Annotated in this window: 12 protein-coding genes; 9 read left to right on the plus strand and 3 right to left on the minus strand. The window is 70.6% G+C overall.

Features of this window, described 5'->3' with window-relative positions:
- Nucleotides 1-11 precede the first annotated feature (11 nt).
- From QSK35_RS20365 to QSK35_RS20380, 4 genes are all read left to right on the plus strand, one after another.
- Nucleotides 12-1331, plus strand: coding sequence for a purine-cytosine permease family protein (locus tag QSK35_RS20365; protein WP_285748459.1), 1320 nt, complete (start codon nt 12-14; stop codon nt 1329-1331).
- Nucleotides 1332-1341: 10 nt separating this feature from the next.
- Nucleotides 1342-2901 (plus strand): hydantoinase/oxoprolinase N-terminal domain-containing protein, encoded by a 1560-nt coding sequence (locus QSK35_RS20370; RefSeq protein ID WP_285748461.1) that lies wholly within the window; start codon nt 1342-1344, stop codon nt 2899-2901.
- A 152-nt stretch (nt 2902-3053) separates the two neighbouring features.
- Nucleotides 3054-4118: a DUF917 domain-containing protein gene (locus QSK35_RS20375; protein ID WP_285748463.1), complete on the plus strand. Its 1065-nt coding sequence runs from the start codon at nt 3054-3056 to the stop codon at nt 4116-4118.
- A complete protein-coding gene (locus QSK35_RS20380) occupies nt 4115-5647 on the plus strand; it encodes a helix-turn-helix domain-containing protein (RefSeq protein ID WP_285748466.1) in 1533 nt (510 codons plus the stop codon). The genes QSK35_RS20375 and QSK35_RS20380 overlap by 4 nt, the downstream gene beginning before the upstream one ends.
- Here QSK35_RS20380 and QSK35_RS20385 read toward each other — a convergent pair.
- Nucleotides 5644-6585, minus strand: a complete 942-nt coding sequence (locus tag QSK35_RS20385; protein ID WP_285748468.1) for a helix-turn-helix transcriptional regulator — start codon at nt 6583-6585, stop codon at nt 5644-5646. The genes QSK35_RS20380 and QSK35_RS20385 overlap by 4 nt on opposite strands.
- A 210-nt stretch (nt 6586-6795) precedes the next feature.
- On the opposite strand from QSK35_RS20385, the gene QSK35_RS20390 reads away from it, so the two are divergent.
- The 3 genes from QSK35_RS20390 to QSK35_RS20400 all read left to right on the plus strand — a co-directional run bounded on the left by QSK35_RS20390 (nt 6796) and on the right by QSK35_RS20400 (nt 12244).
- On the plus strand, nt 6796-9507 hold the full coding sequence (locus tag QSK35_RS20390) for an nSTAND1 domain-containing NTPase (protein ID WP_285748470.1): 2712 nt from the start codon (nt 6796-6798) through the stop codon (nt 9505-9507).
- A gap of 117 nt (nt 9508-9624) precedes the next feature.
- Nucleotides 9625-10200: a hypothetical protein gene (locus QSK35_RS20395; protein ID WP_285748472.1), complete on the plus strand. Its 576-nt coding sequence runs from the start codon at nt 9625-9627 to the stop codon at nt 10198-10200.
- A 100-nt stretch (nt 10201-10300) separates the two neighbouring features.
- A complete protein-coding gene (locus tag QSK35_RS20400) occupies nt 10301-12244 on the plus strand; it encodes an NB-ARC domain-containing protein (protein WP_285748474.1) in 1944 nt (647 codons plus the stop codon).
- Here the strand turns inward: QSK35_RS20400 and QSK35_RS20405 are convergent.
- Together QSK35_RS20405 and QSK35_RS20410 are read right to left on the minus strand one after the other, a co-directional pair.
- Complete coding sequence (locus QSK35_RS20405; protein ID WP_285748476.1) at nt 12202-13776, minus strand: hypothetical protein; 1575 nt, start codon at nt 13774-13776, stop codon at nt 12202-12204. The genes QSK35_RS20400 and QSK35_RS20405 overlap by 43 nt on opposite strands.
- 33 nt (nt 13777-13809) lie before the next feature.
- A complete protein-coding gene (locus QSK35_RS20410) occupies nt 13810-14748 on the minus strand; it encodes a beta-ketoacyl-ACP synthase III (RefSeq protein WP_285748478.1) in 939 nt (312 codons plus the stop codon).
- Nucleotides 14749-14852: 104 nt separating this feature from the next.
- Here QSK35_RS20410 and QSK35_RS20415 point away from each other — a divergent pair, with 104 nt between their 5' ends.
- Nucleotides 14853-15737 (plus strand): GAF domain-containing protein, encoded by an 885-nt coding sequence (locus QSK35_RS20415; RefSeq protein WP_285748480.1) that lies wholly within the window; start codon nt 14853-14855, stop codon nt 15735-15737.
- Between the two features lie 276 nt (nt 15738-16013).
- On the plus strand, nt 16014-17240 hold the full coding sequence (locus QSK35_RS20420; protein ID WP_285748482.1) for an HNH endonuclease signature motif containing protein: 1227 nt from the start codon (nt 16014-16016) through the stop codon (nt 17238-17240).
- Nucleotides 17241-17462: the final 222 nt, after the last annotated feature.

The raw sequence follows: 17462 nt of genomic DNA on the forward strand, positions 1-17462 counted from the left end.
GAGGGACGATCATGGCCGCTCTCCTCGGGCATGACGACCAAGCCCTCACGCGTGTCCCTGACCAGGCGCGCTACCCCTGGGTGTCGGTTGCGACCCAGCGCTTCGGGCAGTCGTCCGCGCTGAGCCAGTTGCTGCTGGGCGCGACACTCGGGTTCGGCATGACGTTCTGGGACGCCTTCATCGCGCTCAGCCTCGGCGCGATCCTGCTCGACCTCCTCGCGATCGCCGTCGGCATCATCGGGCAGCGGGAGGGGCTCGCCACCGCGATGCTCGCCCGCTGGACCGGGTTCGGGCACGCCGGCAGCGCCATGCTCGGGCTGATCGTCGCGCTCAGTGCGACCGGGTGGTTCGGCATTCAGACCGGGCTCGCGGGCGCGACGCTCGCGGGGGTCACCGGCTTCAATCACCCTGCCGTGTGGTCGGTGGTGCTCGGGGCGCTTGTCACCATCATCGCGGCCTACGGCTTCCGGTGGATGGCTTGGACGGCGTACATCGCCGTGCCGCTGTTCCTGATCGTGACCACCTGGGTCCTCATCAAGGTCATCGACAACCACGGGATCGGCACGCTGTTCAGCGAGTCGCCGCCGGGACCGAAGATCAGCATGCTCACCGCGATCACGTTGGTGACCGGGTCGTTCATCGTCGGGGCGGCGATCGCGCCGGACATGACGCGGTTCAACCGGTCGTCGTGGGACGTGGTCAAGCAGACGGTCATCGGCATCACGTTCGGTGAATGGGTCGTCGGCTGCTCGGGCATCGTGCTCGCGCACGCGTTGCGGAGCAACGACATCGTTGCCGTCGTCACCGACCAGGCGGGATGGCTGGGCGGGCTCGTGGTGATCACCGCCGTGATGAAGATCAACGACTGGAACCTCTACTCGGCGTCGCTCGGACTGGTGAACTTCTTCGACGCCGTCTTCGACATCCGCGTCAGCCGGGCGCAGGTGTCGATTCTGATCGGCGCGACGGGCACGTTCCTCGCCGCGGCGGGCATCCTCGCCGAGTTCACCGGCTACCTGTCGATGCTCGGAGTCGTGTTCCCGGCCGTGCCCGGCATCATGCTGGCCGAGTACTTCGTGGTGCGCCGCTGGCGCCGCGAGATCGTCGGGACCCGGCCGCACGTGCCGAGATCCGCGCCGGCCTGGGTGCCGGTGACCGTCGTCATCTGGCCCGTGGCCGCGATCGTCGGTGAGAAACTTCCGTTCGGACAGTCGAGCATCAACGCGCTGGTGCTCGCGTTCGTGCTCTACGTCTCGGCGGGCCGGCTGGACCTCCTGCGCATGCGGTGCCGGAGGGCGACCAACCGCAGGGTGGAGCCGACGGCCGCCTGAGGAAGGGACCATGCACATCGGAATCGACGTCGGTGGCACGAACACCGACGCCGTGCTCGTCGATGGCCGCCGCGTGCTCGCGACGGCCAAGGTCGAGACGACGCTGGACGTCACCAGCGGAATCGTCCTGGCGATCCAGAAGTTGCAGATCACCCGCGCCTTCCGGCCCGAGGACATCCGGGCGGTGATGATCGGCACGACGCACTTCGTCAACGCGCTCGCCGACGGCACCGGGCTGGCGCGCACGGCCGCCGTGCGGCTCGGACTGCCTGCCACCGGGGCACTTCCGCCGTTCGTCGACTGGCCCGACGGGCTGCGGGACGCCATCGGCGGGCACGCCTACCTGTGCCACGGCGGCCACGAGTACGACGGCCGGGTGATCTCGCCGCTGAACGAGGACGAACTGCGCGGCGTCGCCAGGGACATCGCGGACCAGGGCGTGCGCAGCGTCGCGATCTCGTCCGTCTTCTCGCTGGTGAACTCCGACTTCGAACGCCAGGCGGCCGAGATCCTGACCGCCGAGGTGCCCGGCCTGATGGTCAGCTTCTCGCACGAGATCGGCCGGATCGGCTTGCTGGAGCGGGAGAACGCCACCATCGTCAACGCCGCGCTGCGCGAGCCGGCCGAGCAGATCGCGGACGGGCTGGTGGCGTCGCTGACGTCGTACGGCATCCACGCGCCGGTGTACCTCAGCCAGAACGACGGCACGCTGATGGACCTCGAGTACGCGCGTTGCTACCCGGTCGCCACCTTCGCCTCGGGGCCGACGAACTCCATGCGCGGCGGCGCTTTCCTGTCCGGGCTCGACGAGTGCGTGGTCGTGGACGTCGGCGGCACGACGACCGACATCGGCGTTCTGCACAACGGCTTCCCGCGCGAGGCGCCGTCCGAGGTGTCGATCGGCGGGGTGCGCACGAACTTCCGGATGCCCGACGTGACGTCGCTTCCGCTCGGCGGCGGCAGCGTCGTGCGCGGGGACGTGATCGGGCCGGACAGCGTCGGGAGGCTGTTGTCGCGCAAGGCTTTGGTGTTCGGCGGCGACACGCTCACCGTCACCGATCTCGCCGTGGCCGCCGGTCGCGCGGACATCGGTGACGCGGGCCGCGTCGCGCACGTCGACCGGTCGCTGGCGTCGACGGTGCTGAAACGGATCGCCGGTCGCGTCGCGGGTGTCGTCGACCGCATGCGCACCAGCCCGGAGCCGCTGCCGGTCGTACTCGTCGGCGGCGGCAGCGTGCTGCTGCCCGACGAACTGGACGGCGTGACGACCATCGTGCGGCCCTACCAGCACGATGTCGCCAACGCCATCGGCGCGGCCATCGCCCAGGTCGGCGGCGAGGTCGACCGCGTCTTCCCGGTGGACGCACGGCGGCGTGACGAAACCCTTGACGCGGCACAACAGGAGGCCGTCGACAAGGCGGTCGCGGCGGGGGCGCGCGCGGACACCGTGCGGATCGTCGAGGTGCAGGAGATCCCGCTGGCGTACCTGCCCGGCAACGCGAGCCGGATCCGCGCGCGGGCCGTCGGCGACCTCGCGTTCGAGGACGTGGCGAGACGGGCGCGCGCCTGAGACGGACCGTTGGTAGCGAGTCGTGCGCCGAACGGCCGAGGCGTTCGACCACGTTTCTGAAGGGATTTCGCGTCCTGCGGGTAGCTGAACAGCGAAAACGTCCTCATTTGTGCCTCATGACGTGGTGCCGGTCGCCCGTTAGCCTCTCCGGCATGCGCCTGATCACCCCCGACGACGTCGACCGGCTGGCGGTCGGCGTGATCATGTTGGGCAGCGGGGGCGGCGGCGGTGAGCAGGACGTTCACGTCGTCACGACCATGCTCCGCCACGCGATCCGGACCAACGGGCCGGTCCGCGTGCTCGACGTCGAGGAGATCGACCCGGACGCGCTCGGCGTGCGCGCCGGCCTGATCGGCGCGCCGACCGTGATGATCGAGAAGCTGCCGTCCGGGAACGAGGCCGCCGAGGCGCTGCGGGCCGTCCGGCCGGAGGGCGAACCGCCGGTGAGCGCGGTGATCGGCTGGGAGATCGGTGGCTGCAACGGCCTGTTCCCGTTGCTGCTCGCCGCACAGCTCGGCCTGCCGTACGTGGACGTCGACGGCATGGGCCGCGCGTTCCCGCGCATCGACCAGACCACGTACGACGCCGCCGGCCTGCCGATCACGCCGCTCGCGATCACCGAGCCGAGCGGGAACCGGGCGCTGCTCGACTCCTCGGCCATCGAGAAGCTCGCGCGCACGGTCATGGTCGACTTCGGCGGCTGGGCGATGATGGTCGCCCGGCCGTTGCGCATCGGAGACGCTGCCAAAGCCGGCATTCCGGGAACCCTGGCCCGAGCGTTGGAGCTCGGCGGAATCTGGGCGTCGCCGCAGGAGTCGCACGGCACACGCGGACGTGCGGAGGCCTCGGGGGGATTCCTGGTAGCGCGCGGAAAGGTGGTCGAGGTGTGGCGCGAGTCGACCGGCGAGTTCCCGCGCGGAACCGTCGCGGTGCGGCGACTCGACGAGGACGACTCGTACGTGCGGCTGGAGATGCAGGGCGAGTACCTCGTCGTGCTGGCCGACGGCGAGCCGCTGGTGACGACACCGGACCTGATCTGCTGCCTGGACGCGGAGTCGGGCCGGGCCATCGGCACCGAACGGCTCAGCTACGGCACCGTGATCGACATCGTGGCGCTGCCCGCACCACCGCAGTGGGTGCGACCGCGGATGCTCGGCCGGGTCGACCCGCGTGCGTTCGGGTACGACCTCGACTACCTCCCCTTTGGACAGTCGTGACGGCCGACTCGCTGACCGTCCGCGATCTGCTCGGCGTCGGGGCACTCCCGGACTGCGAGGTGCTCGCCGGCGCGCGCGGCATCGACACCGAGGTGCTCGACGTCCGGCTCGCCGCGGACATCGGGGCCGTCGAGGCCTGTTCGGCGGGCGACCTGGTGATCCTCACCGGTCATGCGCCCTACCTGGTCGAGGTGGCGTTGCGCCGGGCGTACAGCGCGGACGTGCGCGCCGTCGTGCTCGTCCGGCCGGAAGCGGGTTCGTACCAGCCGCCGTCCGCGGCAACGTTGTCGTTCGCCAACCGGCTCGGCGTGCCCCTGCTGCAGACCCAGGCGGGCGATCCGTTGCTCGTCGCCGACGCGCTGCGCACCGCGGTCCGCCGCCCCGACCTGTCCGCGGCCCGGTTGCTCAACGCCGTGACCGCGCGGATGCGGCGGCGCAAACCGGACCCGGCGTCCGTGCTGCCGATCCTGGCCGACGAACTCGGGGTGACGGCCGCCGTCGTGAGTGCGGACGGCACCGCGATCGAGGGCACCACCCCGCCGGGACTGCCGCAGTCCCTGCTCGCGGGCAGCGTCGCCGGGGCCGCGGAGGTCGACGAGGGCTGGGCCGTCGCCGTGCCGGTCGAGAGCGACCGGACCGGGCACGTGCGGCTGTGGCTGGTCTCGCACGTGCGGTCCGGTGGCGGCCGGTGGATCGAGACCGTCACGCAGGTCAGCCAGGTCGCGTCGTGGGCGCTGGGCAAGTGGGTCGCCGAGGAGCGGCTCGACGTGGAACGCCGGGCGCGGTCGCGAGGATCCCTGCTCGCCGAGCTGCTGGCGTGCGGTGACGACGTGCCGCCGCACCTCGTGCAGCAGGCCGTGCTCGCGGGCTGGCGGCTGGACGGCTGGCACACCGGGGTCTACGCGGTGCCGCAGACCCCGGACCACCGGATCGCGTTGGACACCAACCGAACCGAGTTCCTGCGCGCGGGGCTGGCCCGGCGTGGCCTGCACGGTCAGCTCGTCGAGGGCGCCGACGGCTGGTCGTTCTGGCTCACCAACGACGGCGAACCGCCGCAGTCGCAGCACCGCGAGCTGACCCTGCGGCTGCAACAGGCGGTGGCCATGTGCGACCTCGTCGCGGGTGTCGGCCGGCCGCATCCCGGCGCGCGCGGCATCGCCCGAACCCTCGGCGAGGCAAGGGAAGCCGCCGGGATGGCCGGACCGGCGCAGGTCGTGCACATCGACGAGCTCGGCGTCCGGCGGTTGCTGTCGCTGGCCGCCGAGACACCGGCCCTGGTCGAACAGGCTTCGCGGTTGCTCGACCCGCTGGCCGGGGTGGAGGACGGCCAGCTGTTGCGGACGCTCGCGGTGTATCTCGACGAGGAGTCGGTAACGTCCGCCGCGGCCGCACGCCTTGGGGTGCACCGGAACACGGTGTCGCAGCGGATCAGCCGGGCGGAGCAGTTGCTCGGGGTGAGTCTGGAGAACGCCGACGAGCGGCTGGCGGTGCACCTGGCCTGCCGGGCCGCGCGTGCCGCCGACGACTAGCCGTACAGCGCGCTGAGTTCTCCGGCGATGCGGGCCAGTTCTTGGCGCACGGGTTCGGAGTCGACCACCTCGATCGCACTGCCCCAGCCCGCGAGCCACTGCGCGATCATCACCGGGGCCGGGGCGGCGAGCCTGACCTCGACCCGCCCATCCGGCCGGGTTTCGCCGACCTCGCACTGACGGCCGAACTGGTCGCGCAGCACCCACACGTGCCGCTGCGCGATCAGCACGGTCGCCTCGACGGTCGAGCGCTTGCGTTCCACCTCGGCGACCGTCCGTTCCCACGCCTCCGCGAGCTCGAAGTCGCCGGGACGCTCGGCTGGCAGGTCGGTGACGTCGGCGGTCGCGATGCGGTCGACGCGGAAGGTGCGCTGGCCGTGGTCGGTGCCGGCGAGGAAGTACCAGATGTCGTCCTTGTCGACGAGGCCCCACGGGTCGACGAGGCGTTGCGTGGTCTGCCGATCGCGGTTGGTGTAGCCGATCCGGACCTTGCGGCGGCGGACCACCGCGGTCTGCAGCACGTCGACGAGCTCCGGACGGTCCTTCGTGTGCGCGCCCCACGCGGCGGGGTCGATCACGACGGCGCCCGCGGCCGCCTCGGCGTCCGCACGGAAGGTGCCCGGCAGGGCGCCGACCAGCTTGCGCAGCGCGGACTTCGCCTCCTTCGACACGGCGGCGGCCGGACCCGCCAGCAGGAACAACGCCTGTGCCTCCGTCGCGGTGAGGCCGCTGAGGTCGGTGCGGGCTCCGCCGAGCAACGACCAGCCGCCGCCGCGGCCGGGTTGCGGGTACACGGGCACGCCCGCGGCGGAGAGCGCTTCGAGGTCGCGGCGGGCCGTGGCCACGGAGACCTCGAGCTCGTCGGCCAGCTCCGCGGCCGTGACCCGGTCGCGGGTCTGCATGTACAGCAGCATGGCGACGAGGCGGTCAGCACGCATGCGGCCAGTGTGGCAGTCAAAGTGCTCATCGGCTGCGCACTTATGCGGCCGCGCTCGCACAGGCGTCCCCGGCGCAGGGGGACCCCCTAATTTCAATTCTCCCAGATGACACCGACAGTTCGGGGGCGTCGAGCGGAGTTGTCCACAGGCATGGTGCAAGGATCGGCGAAACGTCGTGATCGCCCCCACCACGCCTGGCACGCTGCGGATGTGCCCAGGTCAGAACGTCCGCTGCCGAACGACGGGACACCGCTCAGCGGCTTCGCGACGGACCTGCGGTCGTTGCGGCAACGGGCGGGCGGACCGCCGTACCGCGAGCTGGGCCGGCGCGCCGGTTACTCGGCGGCGACGTTGTCCGAGGCGGCGGGCGGAAAGCGGTTGCCGAGCCTCGACGTGACGCTGGCGTTCGTGCGCGCGTGTGACGGCGACACCGATGAGTGGGAGAACCGGTGGCACGCCATCGCGGCCGGTGCCAGTCCCGCGCCGGCCGTCGACCACGCTCCCGCGCCGTACACGGGGCTCGCGCCGTTCGGGCCCGGCGACGCGGACCGGTTCTTCGGCCGCGAGCGGCTGACCGAGGATCTGCTGGCACGCAAGGAATCCCTCATCACGGTGTTCGGCGCCTCGGGGTCAGGCAAGTCGTCGCTGCTGCGGGCCGGGCTGGCGCCGCGGTTGCGCGGCCGGGTCGTGGTCGTCACGCCGGGCGATCGGCCGTTCGAACGGTGTGCGCAGCAGATCGCACGCGTCAGCGGGTTGCCGCAGGCTCAGCTCGACGATCCGCGCGACCTGCACCTGTTGTTGCGGCAGGCGGCCATCGACCGCGGGGTCGTGCTGATCGTGGACCAGTTCGAGGAGGTCTTCACGCTGTGCGGCGAGGAGGAGCGCGGCCGGTTCATCGCCGCGCTCGCCGCCGCCGCGACCGGGAACGTCCGCGTGGTCCTGGGGGTCCGCGCGGATTTCTTCGCCCACTGCTCGATGTACGCGGAGCTGGTCGAGTCCGCGCACGTGACCGTGGGGCCGATGTCGCCGGACGAGCTGCGCCGCGCGATCACCAAGCCCGCGCTCGGCGCGGGCGGCAAGGTGGAGAACGCGTTGCTGGCGCACCTCGTCGCACAGGTGCACGGCAGTGCGGGCGTGCTTCCGTTGCTGTCACACGCTTTGCTCGAAACGTGGCGGCGCAGGCAGGGCACCATGATGACCCTCGCCGGCTTCCACGCGTCAGGTGGCATCGACGGCGCGCTCGCGAAGACCGCGGAGTCGGTGTACGGCGAGTTCGATGTGCGGCAACGGTTGCTCGCGCGGAACCTCTTCCGCCGACTCACGGCACCCGGCGACGGGACCGAGGACACCAAGCGCCGCATCGGGATCGACGAGCTCGACGACGACCCGGACCTCGCGGTCGTCCTGGACCGCCTGACGTCCGCGCGCCTGCTCGTGCGCGACCAGGACGGCGTCGAGATCACGCACGAGGCGTTGATCCGGGCGTGGCCGCGGCTGACGGAGTGGCTGAACGCCGACCGCGACGGCCTGCGCGTACACCGGCAGCTCACCGAGGCGGCGCGGCAGTGGGAGTCGCTGGGGCGCGACCCCAGCCTGTTGTTCCGTGGCACCCGGCTCGCCGTCGCGCGCGAATGCGAGACGGGGCTCAACGCTTCCGAGCAGGCGTTCCTCGACGCGAGCCTCACCGAACAGCAGGCCGACGAGGCGTGGGCACGCCGGCGGACGCGGCGGCTGCGGCAGCTCATCGCGCTGCTCAACGTCGTTGTCGCGCTGCTCGCGGTCGCGGTGTTCGTCGCGGTCGACGCGCAACGGATGGCCGAGCGTGAACGCAACGTCGCCGTGGCGCGCAAGGCGATTCAGGACGCCGATCTCCTGCGCGGTGACGACCCGCGGCTCGCGGCGCGGGTGGCGCTCGCCGCGTACCGGCTCGCGCCGAGTCCCGAGGCGCGCAACGGCTTGGTCAACGCGCACGCGACGCACTCGCGGTTTCAGGACGGGCCGTCGTTGCCGGTACCGGGTCCGCTTCCGGGTGTCCCAGCGCCCTCGCCGGCGTTGCCGGCCGACGCCGTGCACCCGGACCACAAGCTCTTCAGCCTCACCGGCACCTATCCGGTCGTGGTCCGCGGTGCGGACGAACGCCGGATCGTCACCGCGGGAGACGACGTCCGCCTGTGGGACGCGACGTGCGAGATGCCGTGCGAGATCGGCCGGATCGAGGGCAAGGCCGACGCGGTGGCGTTGCGGCCGGACAACCGCGTGCTCGCCGTGTCGAGCGGCCGGTCGACCCGGTTGTGGGACATCGAGGATCCGCGAAACCCCAAGCAGCTCAAGGTGTTCCTGTACGACGCGCAGTGGGCGGTGTTCAACCGGGACGGCTCGGTCCTCGCGACCGGCAGCGAGACGTCGCCGGTGTCGTTGTGGGACATGGCATCGCCGGCCGAACCGCGGCGGGTGGCCGTCGTCGGGCTGAGCACCGGCGACAACGGCGGCGCGTTCGGCCCGACGGGTCTGTTCGCCACCACCAACCCGGACGGCACGCTTTCCCTGTGGGACACCAAGGATCCCACGCGTGTGCGCAACCTCATGACGGTCAACCGCAATCCCGGCCGCTACCACGCGCCTTCGTTCAGCAAGGACGGGCACGTGCTCGGCGCGTTGAACGGCGACCGGTCCGCCACGGTGTGGCGCGTCGAAGACGACAAGCTCCTGGACGCACCGCTGGAGGCGGCGTCCGCGGCCGACATGTCGATGCTGACGTTCCCCGCGGACGGAACCGTTCGCGGCTATGGCCGGGGCACCGCGACGACGTGGACACCGGACGTCTCGAAGGTCGCCGAAGAGGTCTGCCGGGCGGGGCCGTTGGACGCCGAGCAGTGGAAGCGGTTCTTCCCCGGTGTGCCACGCCAGACGGAATGCCGCTGATCGTTACACCCTTTGCCGTAACGCAACGCCATTGTGATCACCTGATCGGGTTAGCGATTTGTCGCAAATGGAGGAGGACTCTCTGGGGCGTCGATCCGGTACGAAAGGGGCGTCCCGATGAGCACGATTCTCTACGCGCAGCGCACGGTCAGCCGCTATACCGCCAAACCCGGCGAGACGTCGCGACCGGCCCTGGTCCTCGACGCCGTCGCGGCGCTCGTGCCCGCGGAGGTGCTCGCCGCCCACGCCCTGATCATCCCGATGCTGACCACCAAGGCGATGACCGCGCAGGGCGAGGTCGTCACGGTGATCAGCCAGGCGAACGCGGCGACGCTCGGCTGGGTGTTCTGGGCGCTGCTGCTGCTCGCGTCCGGCGTGTACCTCGTCGGCAGAGTCGGGCAGAACCTGTTCCACAGAGGCGATTTCATGCGCATGCTCATCCCGCCGGCCGCGTTCGTGTGCTGGGCCATGATGATGCAGTCGACCGTGTTCGACGGCGCTTATCCGGCGGTGGACACCGGTGCCCGCAACGCCGGCGCGATTCTCGGCGTGATCACGCTTGGGGTGCTCGCCGGTGTGCTGGCCAACAGTGCCGCGGAGACCGATCTTTCGGCGCCCAAGCACGAGATGCACGAGCCGAGTCTGAACGGGCACCTCGCTACTGACGACACCAAGGAGTTCGCGGCGGTCTGACCCAGGCGGGTGATCGCGCCTGTGGATTTCCGTTAAACGCTGTCCTTCACGTTTTACCCGGCCGATACGCTCGACTGATCAAGGGCCGGGGAGGCGTGGCGTGGACAACGTGATGAGCGGTCAGGCGGGCAACGTCGTGCAGGCGGCGTCGGTCGGCGAGATCCACTTCCACGGGGTCGAGCTACCCAAGCCGCATCAGCTGCCCTCCGCGATCGACCGGCTCGTCAACCAGAAGCGGGTGCTGGGCGAACTCGACGAGGCGCTGGCCCTGCGTGGTGACAAGCCGGTGATCCGGGTGCTGCGCGGGCAGCGTGGCAGCGGGAAGTCGACGGTCGCGGTGAAGTGGCTGGACGACACCCGCGAGCAGTTTCCGGACGGCCAGCTCTACGCGGATCTCGGCGCGTGGACCGACGAGGCCGAGGCGCCCAGCGAGGTGCTCGCCGAGTTCATCGCCGCACTCGGCCTGGGCCGCGACCAGATTCCGGCCGGGCTGGGGGCCCGGTCCGGACTGTTCAAGTCGATGACCGACGGCCGGTCGTTCCAGGTTCTGCTGGACGACGCGGTGACGCCCGCGCAGGTACGGCCGTTGCTGCCTGGTCGTGGCGGGTCGATGGTGCTGGTGACCGGGCACGGTGCGTTCGCCGCGTTGCATCAGGAGAACGCCCGGCAGCTCGACATCGCGCCGCTCGAACCGGAGATGGCGGTTGAGCTGCTGCGGACCATCATCGGCGACCGGGCGGACGAGCCGGGCCGGGACGTGTTGGTGGAGAAGTGCGCCGGGCTGCCGGCGGCGCTGTGCGTGGCGGGTCTGGTGCTGGCCGAGTCGCAGGGCATGTCTGTGCGGGATCTCTTGGACGAGCTCGACGAGGTCGGCATCACCGGCATGACGGTCGGTGGCGAGCCATCGCTCGGCCAGGTGTTCGGCGTCGGCTACGAGCGGTTGAGCACCGAGTCGCAGCGGTGGTACCGCGTCATCGGGCTGCATCCGCGCTGGGAGGATGTGCCCCTCGCCGCTCTCGGTGCCGATCGGCGGGCATTGCGGGAGCTCGAAGTGATGCGGATCGTCGAGTTTCCGCGGTCCGGGCGGCTGACCGTGAACAAGCTTGTGCACGAGCACGCCCGGCGGGTCGCGGAAGCCGTCGACCCGCCGGAGGTGCGCGCCGCGGTGCGGCGGATGATGCTGCGCTGGTACGAGGCGAGGGCGGTGGCCGCCGACGAGTCTCTTGTGGGAGCGCGGCCGTGGCGCAAGCGCTACTTCCCGGAGTCCCTTGTGGACGAACCGTTCGCTGCGAAGGACGTGGCGGCGCAGTGGATGCGGGACGAGCGGCTGAACCTGCGCGCGGCGGTGAAGCTGGCCGCCGACCTGGACGAGCCTCGAACGGTGCTGCGGCTGTGCGTGACGCAGTGGTGGTTGCTGGAGTCGGAGAAGTACGCCGACGACGTGCTCGCGACGCACCCGCTCGGGATCACGGCCGCCGAGCACCTCGAACTGCCTGATCTCAAAGCGTTGTTGCTGGTGCAGCAGGGGTTCGCGATGAGGTTCCGGTATCGGCCGGCCGAGGCGCGGGAGTTGTTCGAGCAGGCTGCCGGGGTGGCGGTTGACCCGGAGCTCAAAGCGACCGCGGTGGAGGGTGCTGGGCTCGCGGCGTTCGACGCCGGGAACGAGGCCGAGGCCCAGAGGTTGTTGCGGCACAACCTGGAACTCGCCGAGGACATCAAGGATCCGAGGCGCCGCGCATTGGCGTGCCTGCACCTCGCCAAGGTCGAAGAGGCTGATCGGGCGCTGGAGTTGCTGGAGCGCGCGAAAGCGGAGTTCGAGTCGTCCGAGCCGGTGAACTTCGCGAAGGTACTGCTGTGGCAAGGGCGTAAGAGCGGTCGCCGGGAGTTGTTGCTGGAGGCGCTCGCGATCATGACCGAGCTCGACCGGCAGCTCGACCGCGCGGAGATCCTCGTGGCGCTCGGCGAGTACCGGCAGGCGTTGGAGATCTACACCGAGCGCGGTCAGATCTGGGCCGCGAAGGCCCTCCAGGAGCGGCTGGACTGAAGCCACACCCGGTGTGGAAAGTCCTCGAGCGGGTGGCGTTCGAGCCACGCCAGCACCAGCGGAGCCCACACGCGGCCGTCGCCGTCCGGTGAGGTGAACGCGATGCAGCCGGTCCGGGTGCCGACGAGCCACGTGGTGTCGTCGATGGGCGCGGTCGCGACCATCGCACCGGGGAGCGCGGCGAGCGTGCCGGTGATCCAGGCGTGGGCGTCGCCGGGCCGGGCGTGCACGACCGCGTCCGCGAGTTCCAGTGCCGTCGCGGTGGGTTCGTCGGTCGACACGACGAGATAGGTGTGTGCCGGCAGCGGGCGGGGGTCGGTGGCGTGCCGGACGACGGTGCCGTTCAGGGAGTTGTCCGACACGGTGTACTCGATCCGCACGGCCTCGACCGTTGGCGGCCGGACTCGCCACTGGGGCAGCGGGACGGCGTGTGTGGGGGCGGCGTCGGCGGGCTCGGGAAGGTCGAGCAGCCGGTACAGCTCGGTGCGCAGCAGCCGGGCCGACGAACCGGGCACGGACGTGGTGAGGCCGGTGATGTCGTCGTGCGTGCGTTGGTCGTGCAACGCCGCGCGGACCTGCGGTTCCAGCGGTGTGGAGCGGTCGAGCCGGTCGGCCGCGGCGACGAAGCGGCCGACGGGGGATCCGGGGTCGAGCCGGTCGTGTGGCCAGGTGGCCAGCAGCGTCGGTGTGCCCAGCGCGGCGCCGTAGAACGTGACGCTGCCGTGGTCGCCGACCACGAGGTCCGCGCTGACCAGGCCCGCGCGCCAGCCCTCGGCCCGCGGGATGAGCGCGACACCGGCGCGTAGGCAGGCGTCTAACCAGCGTTCGACCTGCCAGCGTGAGTGCAGCGCCTGCACGTTGGGGTGCAGGGCGATCGCGATCGCGTACTCGTCCAGCGGGAGTTCCGCGCGCAGGGTTCGGACCAGGTCCGGCGTCGCGTCGAACAGCGACGACGGGCCCCACGTCGACGAGACGAACACGAGTTTTTGGTCGGGGCGCACGCCCGCCGCGTCGCGATAGGTGTGCCGCAGCGGCCGGCTCGCCAGCATTCGGTCGAAGCACGGGTCGCCGGCGACGACCGCGGCGCCTAGCGCCTCGGGGCACGAGCGGCGCAGCCGGTCGAGTTGCTCGTCGTGTGAGAACACGAGCGACGACGCGATCACGCGGCCGTTGTGCAGCAGCGAGGCCGGTTCCATGCCGAAGACCGAGCCGTTCAGGAACTTGTTGTAGCCGGTCCCGTGGGGCAGCACGACCAGCGGCGTGCCGAGCTCGTGCAGGCGGCCGTGGCTGGCCGCGATCGCCAGGTCGGCGTGCCCCGGCTCGTCCCACGGCACGGTGCGGAAGCCGTGGGCCGCCAGGTAAGGGTCGACGTCAGCGGTGAACGGCGAGGAGTTCGTGCAGGTGACGGCCACCTCGACCCGCGGGTCGGTCGCCACCAGCGGCAGCACGTCCAGCAGCCGCGTGGCCGACGTGACGTTGTGCACGACGCCGAGCACGGTTCGCTGCGGTCGTCTCGTGCCTGCGTCGAACACGAACGATGATCATAGACTGTCCACAGTGGACTGTCAGGGGAACTCGATGACCTGGCCGGCGTAGGCCAGGCCGCCGCCGAACCCGAACAGCAGGGTGGGGGTGCCCGACGGGACGGCCTTGTCGGCGGCGAGTTTGGACAGGGCGAGCGGGACGCTGGCGGCGGAGGTGTTGCCGGAGGTGACGACGTCCTGGGCGATGACGGCGTTGACGGCGCCGAGCTTGCGCGCCAGCGGTTCGATGATGCGCAGGTTGGCCTGGTGGAACACCACGGCGCCGAGGTCTTCGGGGGTGATGCCGGCGCGGTTGCAGACCTCGCGGGCGATGCCGGGCAGGGATTGGGTGGCCCAGCGGAAGACGGCCTGGCCTTCCTGGGCGAAGGTGCCGGGGTTGCCCTCGATGCGCACCGCACTGCCCAGCGACGGCACCGAGCCCCAGACGACGGGGCTGATGGCGGGTTTGTCGGCGGCGGTGATGACGACGGCACCGGCGCCGTCGGCGGTCAGGACGCAGGTGGTGCGGTCGGTCCAGTCGGTGAAGTCGGTGAGGCGTTCGGCGCCGATGACGATGGCGTTGCGGGCGGCGCCGGCGCGGATGGCGTGGTCGGCGGTGGCCAGGGCGTGGCAGAAGCCGGAGCACGCGACGTTGACGTCGATGGTGGCCGGGGAGCCGAGGCCGAGGGTGTCGGCGACGCGGGCGGCGACGTTGGGGGAGCGGTCGATCGCGGTGGTGGTGGCCGTGATGACCAGGTCGATGTCCGCGGGGGTCAGGCCGGAGCCGCTCAGGGCGTGTTCGGCGGCCTTCGCGGCCATGAAGTCGACCGTCTCGGTGGGGTCGGCGATGTGTCTGGTCTTGATGCCGACCCGGCTCTGGATCCACTCGTCGCTCGTGTCGACGATCTTGGCGATGTCGTTGTTCGTCAGCACCTTCGCCGGCTGGTAGTGGCCGGCGGCGAGCACGCGGGACCCGGTCATGGGAACAGCATGGCAGAGTCCGCGCGAGCCGGGCTCGAAGGTGATCTTCATCGGGCGGCCGGAGTGCGATACTGCTCGGGGGAACTCGAGCGGGAGTGGTGGCCGTGAACCACACGTCCGATGAGCTCGGCACGGGGACGGCCCGGATCGAAAGACCCGGTGCCGCCGGTTTCGTGGTGCTTTCCGGCACGTTCGACGACGACGCCGCCGGGGCGCTGCACACGGCGCTGGCCGACGTGGTGCAGAGCGCCGGCCGGGGCGGCAAGGTGGTCGTCGACACACGTGACATGGGGCTCGCCGGTGCGAAGGCGCTGAGCGTGCTGCTGCGTGCGCGGCAGGCCGCGCTGGCGGCCGGGTGCATGTTCTCGCTCATCGACACCGACCAGGAGATCCACGGTCTGATGAAGGTGTCCGCCGCGCAGCAACGCGTGGTCGACGCCGAGATCAACAGCACCCGCCTGGCCCTGCTGGCCGACGTCCGCGACCGGCTGCGCGGCGACCCGTCGGCCTTGGTCCACGACGAGTTCCTCGGCGTCGCCGACCGGCGGACCGTGCTGGACGCGATCATCGTCGCCGCGGTCGTCGTGGGCGACGCCGACGCCTGTGACCTGCAGCTTTACCACTCCAAGACCGGCGTGCTGACCATCGAACGGCAGCGTGGCTTCTCCCCTGCCTTCCTCGACTTCTTCGCGGCGGTCGACGCCGGCGTCCCCAGCGCGTGCGGCGCGGTCCTCGCGACCGGGGAATCCGTCCTCGTCGACGACATCGCTGCCAGCCCGCTCTTCGCGGACCTCGCCACGTTCGAGGCCCTCATGCTGGCGGGCACGAGGGCCGTGTGGTCGTACCCGCTGCGTGATGCCCGCGACGAACTGCTGGGCGTGTTGTCCTTCCACTACCGCACGACGCGCCCGCGCGATGGACGGCCGGAGCTCGTCGCGCGCACCGCGGCGCAGGCGCTCAGCGTCGTCTCGCCTGACGGTCGCGGCTGATTTTCGTGTTGTCGCTTGTTGGCTTTGGACGCGGCCTGCGGCCGCGACACGAGGCATGCCTCCTTCGTCGGCGTGCCTCGTACCGAGACGGTGGTTGGCTGCCGTCGTGGTCCCGATCCTGTCCAGACTTGCGTTCGTTCGGTGTGGTTGCGGGCGTGGCTGGGATGAGGTGGCTTGCGTTTTGATCGTTTTTTGAACGAGGTTCACCCGTTCGTGTGGCTTGTTTTCGCTGGTACACGGCCTGTTTGCTGGTGATCTTGCGGTAGTGTCGAACACGTGGTCGACACGGATCTGTCCCTCCTCTCCAGCGGTGAGCTGCTTGACGGCTTCGCCGAGATGGAGCGTGAGATCCGTGCGCGTCATGAGCGGCTGCTGCGCTGGATCGCCGAGATGGACCGGCGTGGCCTGGCGGCCGAGCTGGGCTACAAGGACTTGGTCGGGGTGTTGAAGGACCGGGTGCACTGGGATCCGAGCGTGTCGAAGGCGAAGCTGCGCCGGGCGCGGCTGCTGACGCATCAGCTGGGCCCGTCCGGCGCGACGATCGAGCCCGAACTTCCGGCCACCGCCGAGGCGCTTGCTGAGGGCGCGTTGACCGAGGAGCATGTCGACGCGATCGCCAGGGCGATGAAGAACGTGCCTGCCGATGCCGCGCCTGACAAGACGGCGTTCGTCGAGCGGGAGCTGGCGGAGTTCGGCCGGACGTTCGAGCCGGGCGCGATCCGCGACTTCGGCAAGAAGATCATCTATCGGATGTTCCAGAACGACGAGGAACCCGACGAGAAGGATCCGGCGCCACCGAGTGACCAGCTGATCGCCCGCATGGAACGCGGCCGCTGCCGCGGCAGCTTCGATCTCGGCCCGGAGACCGGCGCCAAGCTCCTGGGCGCGCTGGACCCGCTGGCCAAGCCCCGCCCCACCGGCCCGGACGGCCCCGACACGCGCACCTATGCCGAACGGCAGGGCGACGCCTTCGCCGAGCTGATCAACCTGGTGCTGCGCGCCGACGTCCTGCCCGAGCACGGCGGCGAGACCGTCACCCTCGCCGTGACCGTGTCCTACGACGACCTGGCCGCGAAGACCGGTCACGCGGTGCTGGACAACCAGGAACGCATCCCGGTCAAGCAGCTGCGCAAACTCGCCTGCGAGGCAGGCGTCATCCCGATCGTGATGGGCAGCCGCTCGCAGCCCCTCAACGTCGGCCGCAAGGCGCGGTTGTTCAACAGTGGCCTACGCCGAGCGCTGGTCGCGCGGGACAGGGGCTGTGCCTTCCCGGGCTGCGACCGGCCGCCACGGCACTGCGAAGGCCACCACATCAAACACTGGGCCGACGGCGGCAAAACCAGCCTGCACAACGGCGTGCTGCTCTGCCGACGACATCACGACCTGATCCACCACAGCGACTGGGAAGTGAAGCTGCTCAACGGAATCCCGTACTTCATCCCACCGGCGTTCCTCGATCCGCTACGGCAGCCGAGACGTAACCCGCTGCACATGGTGAGCTGACGCATGGGAAAAACGGTGCCAACTCCAGCCAGCTCATCCCAACCACGCCCGCAACCGCACCGAACAAACGCAACCCGGCCAACGGATCGGGACCACGACGGCGGCCAACCACCGTCTCGGTACGTTGGCATTTTCGTGCGGGACAGGCGCCCTAGCGCCTGGCCCGCACGAAAATGCCAACGTGTCGCGGCGCAGCCGCGTTAAAGCACAAAGTCAAGACGC

The sequence above is a fragment of the Lentzea sp. NBRC 105346 genome, from assembly GCF_030269605.1.
Taxonomy (GTDB): Bacteria; Actinomycetota; Actinomycetes; order Mycobacteriales; family Pseudonocardiaceae; genus Lentzea.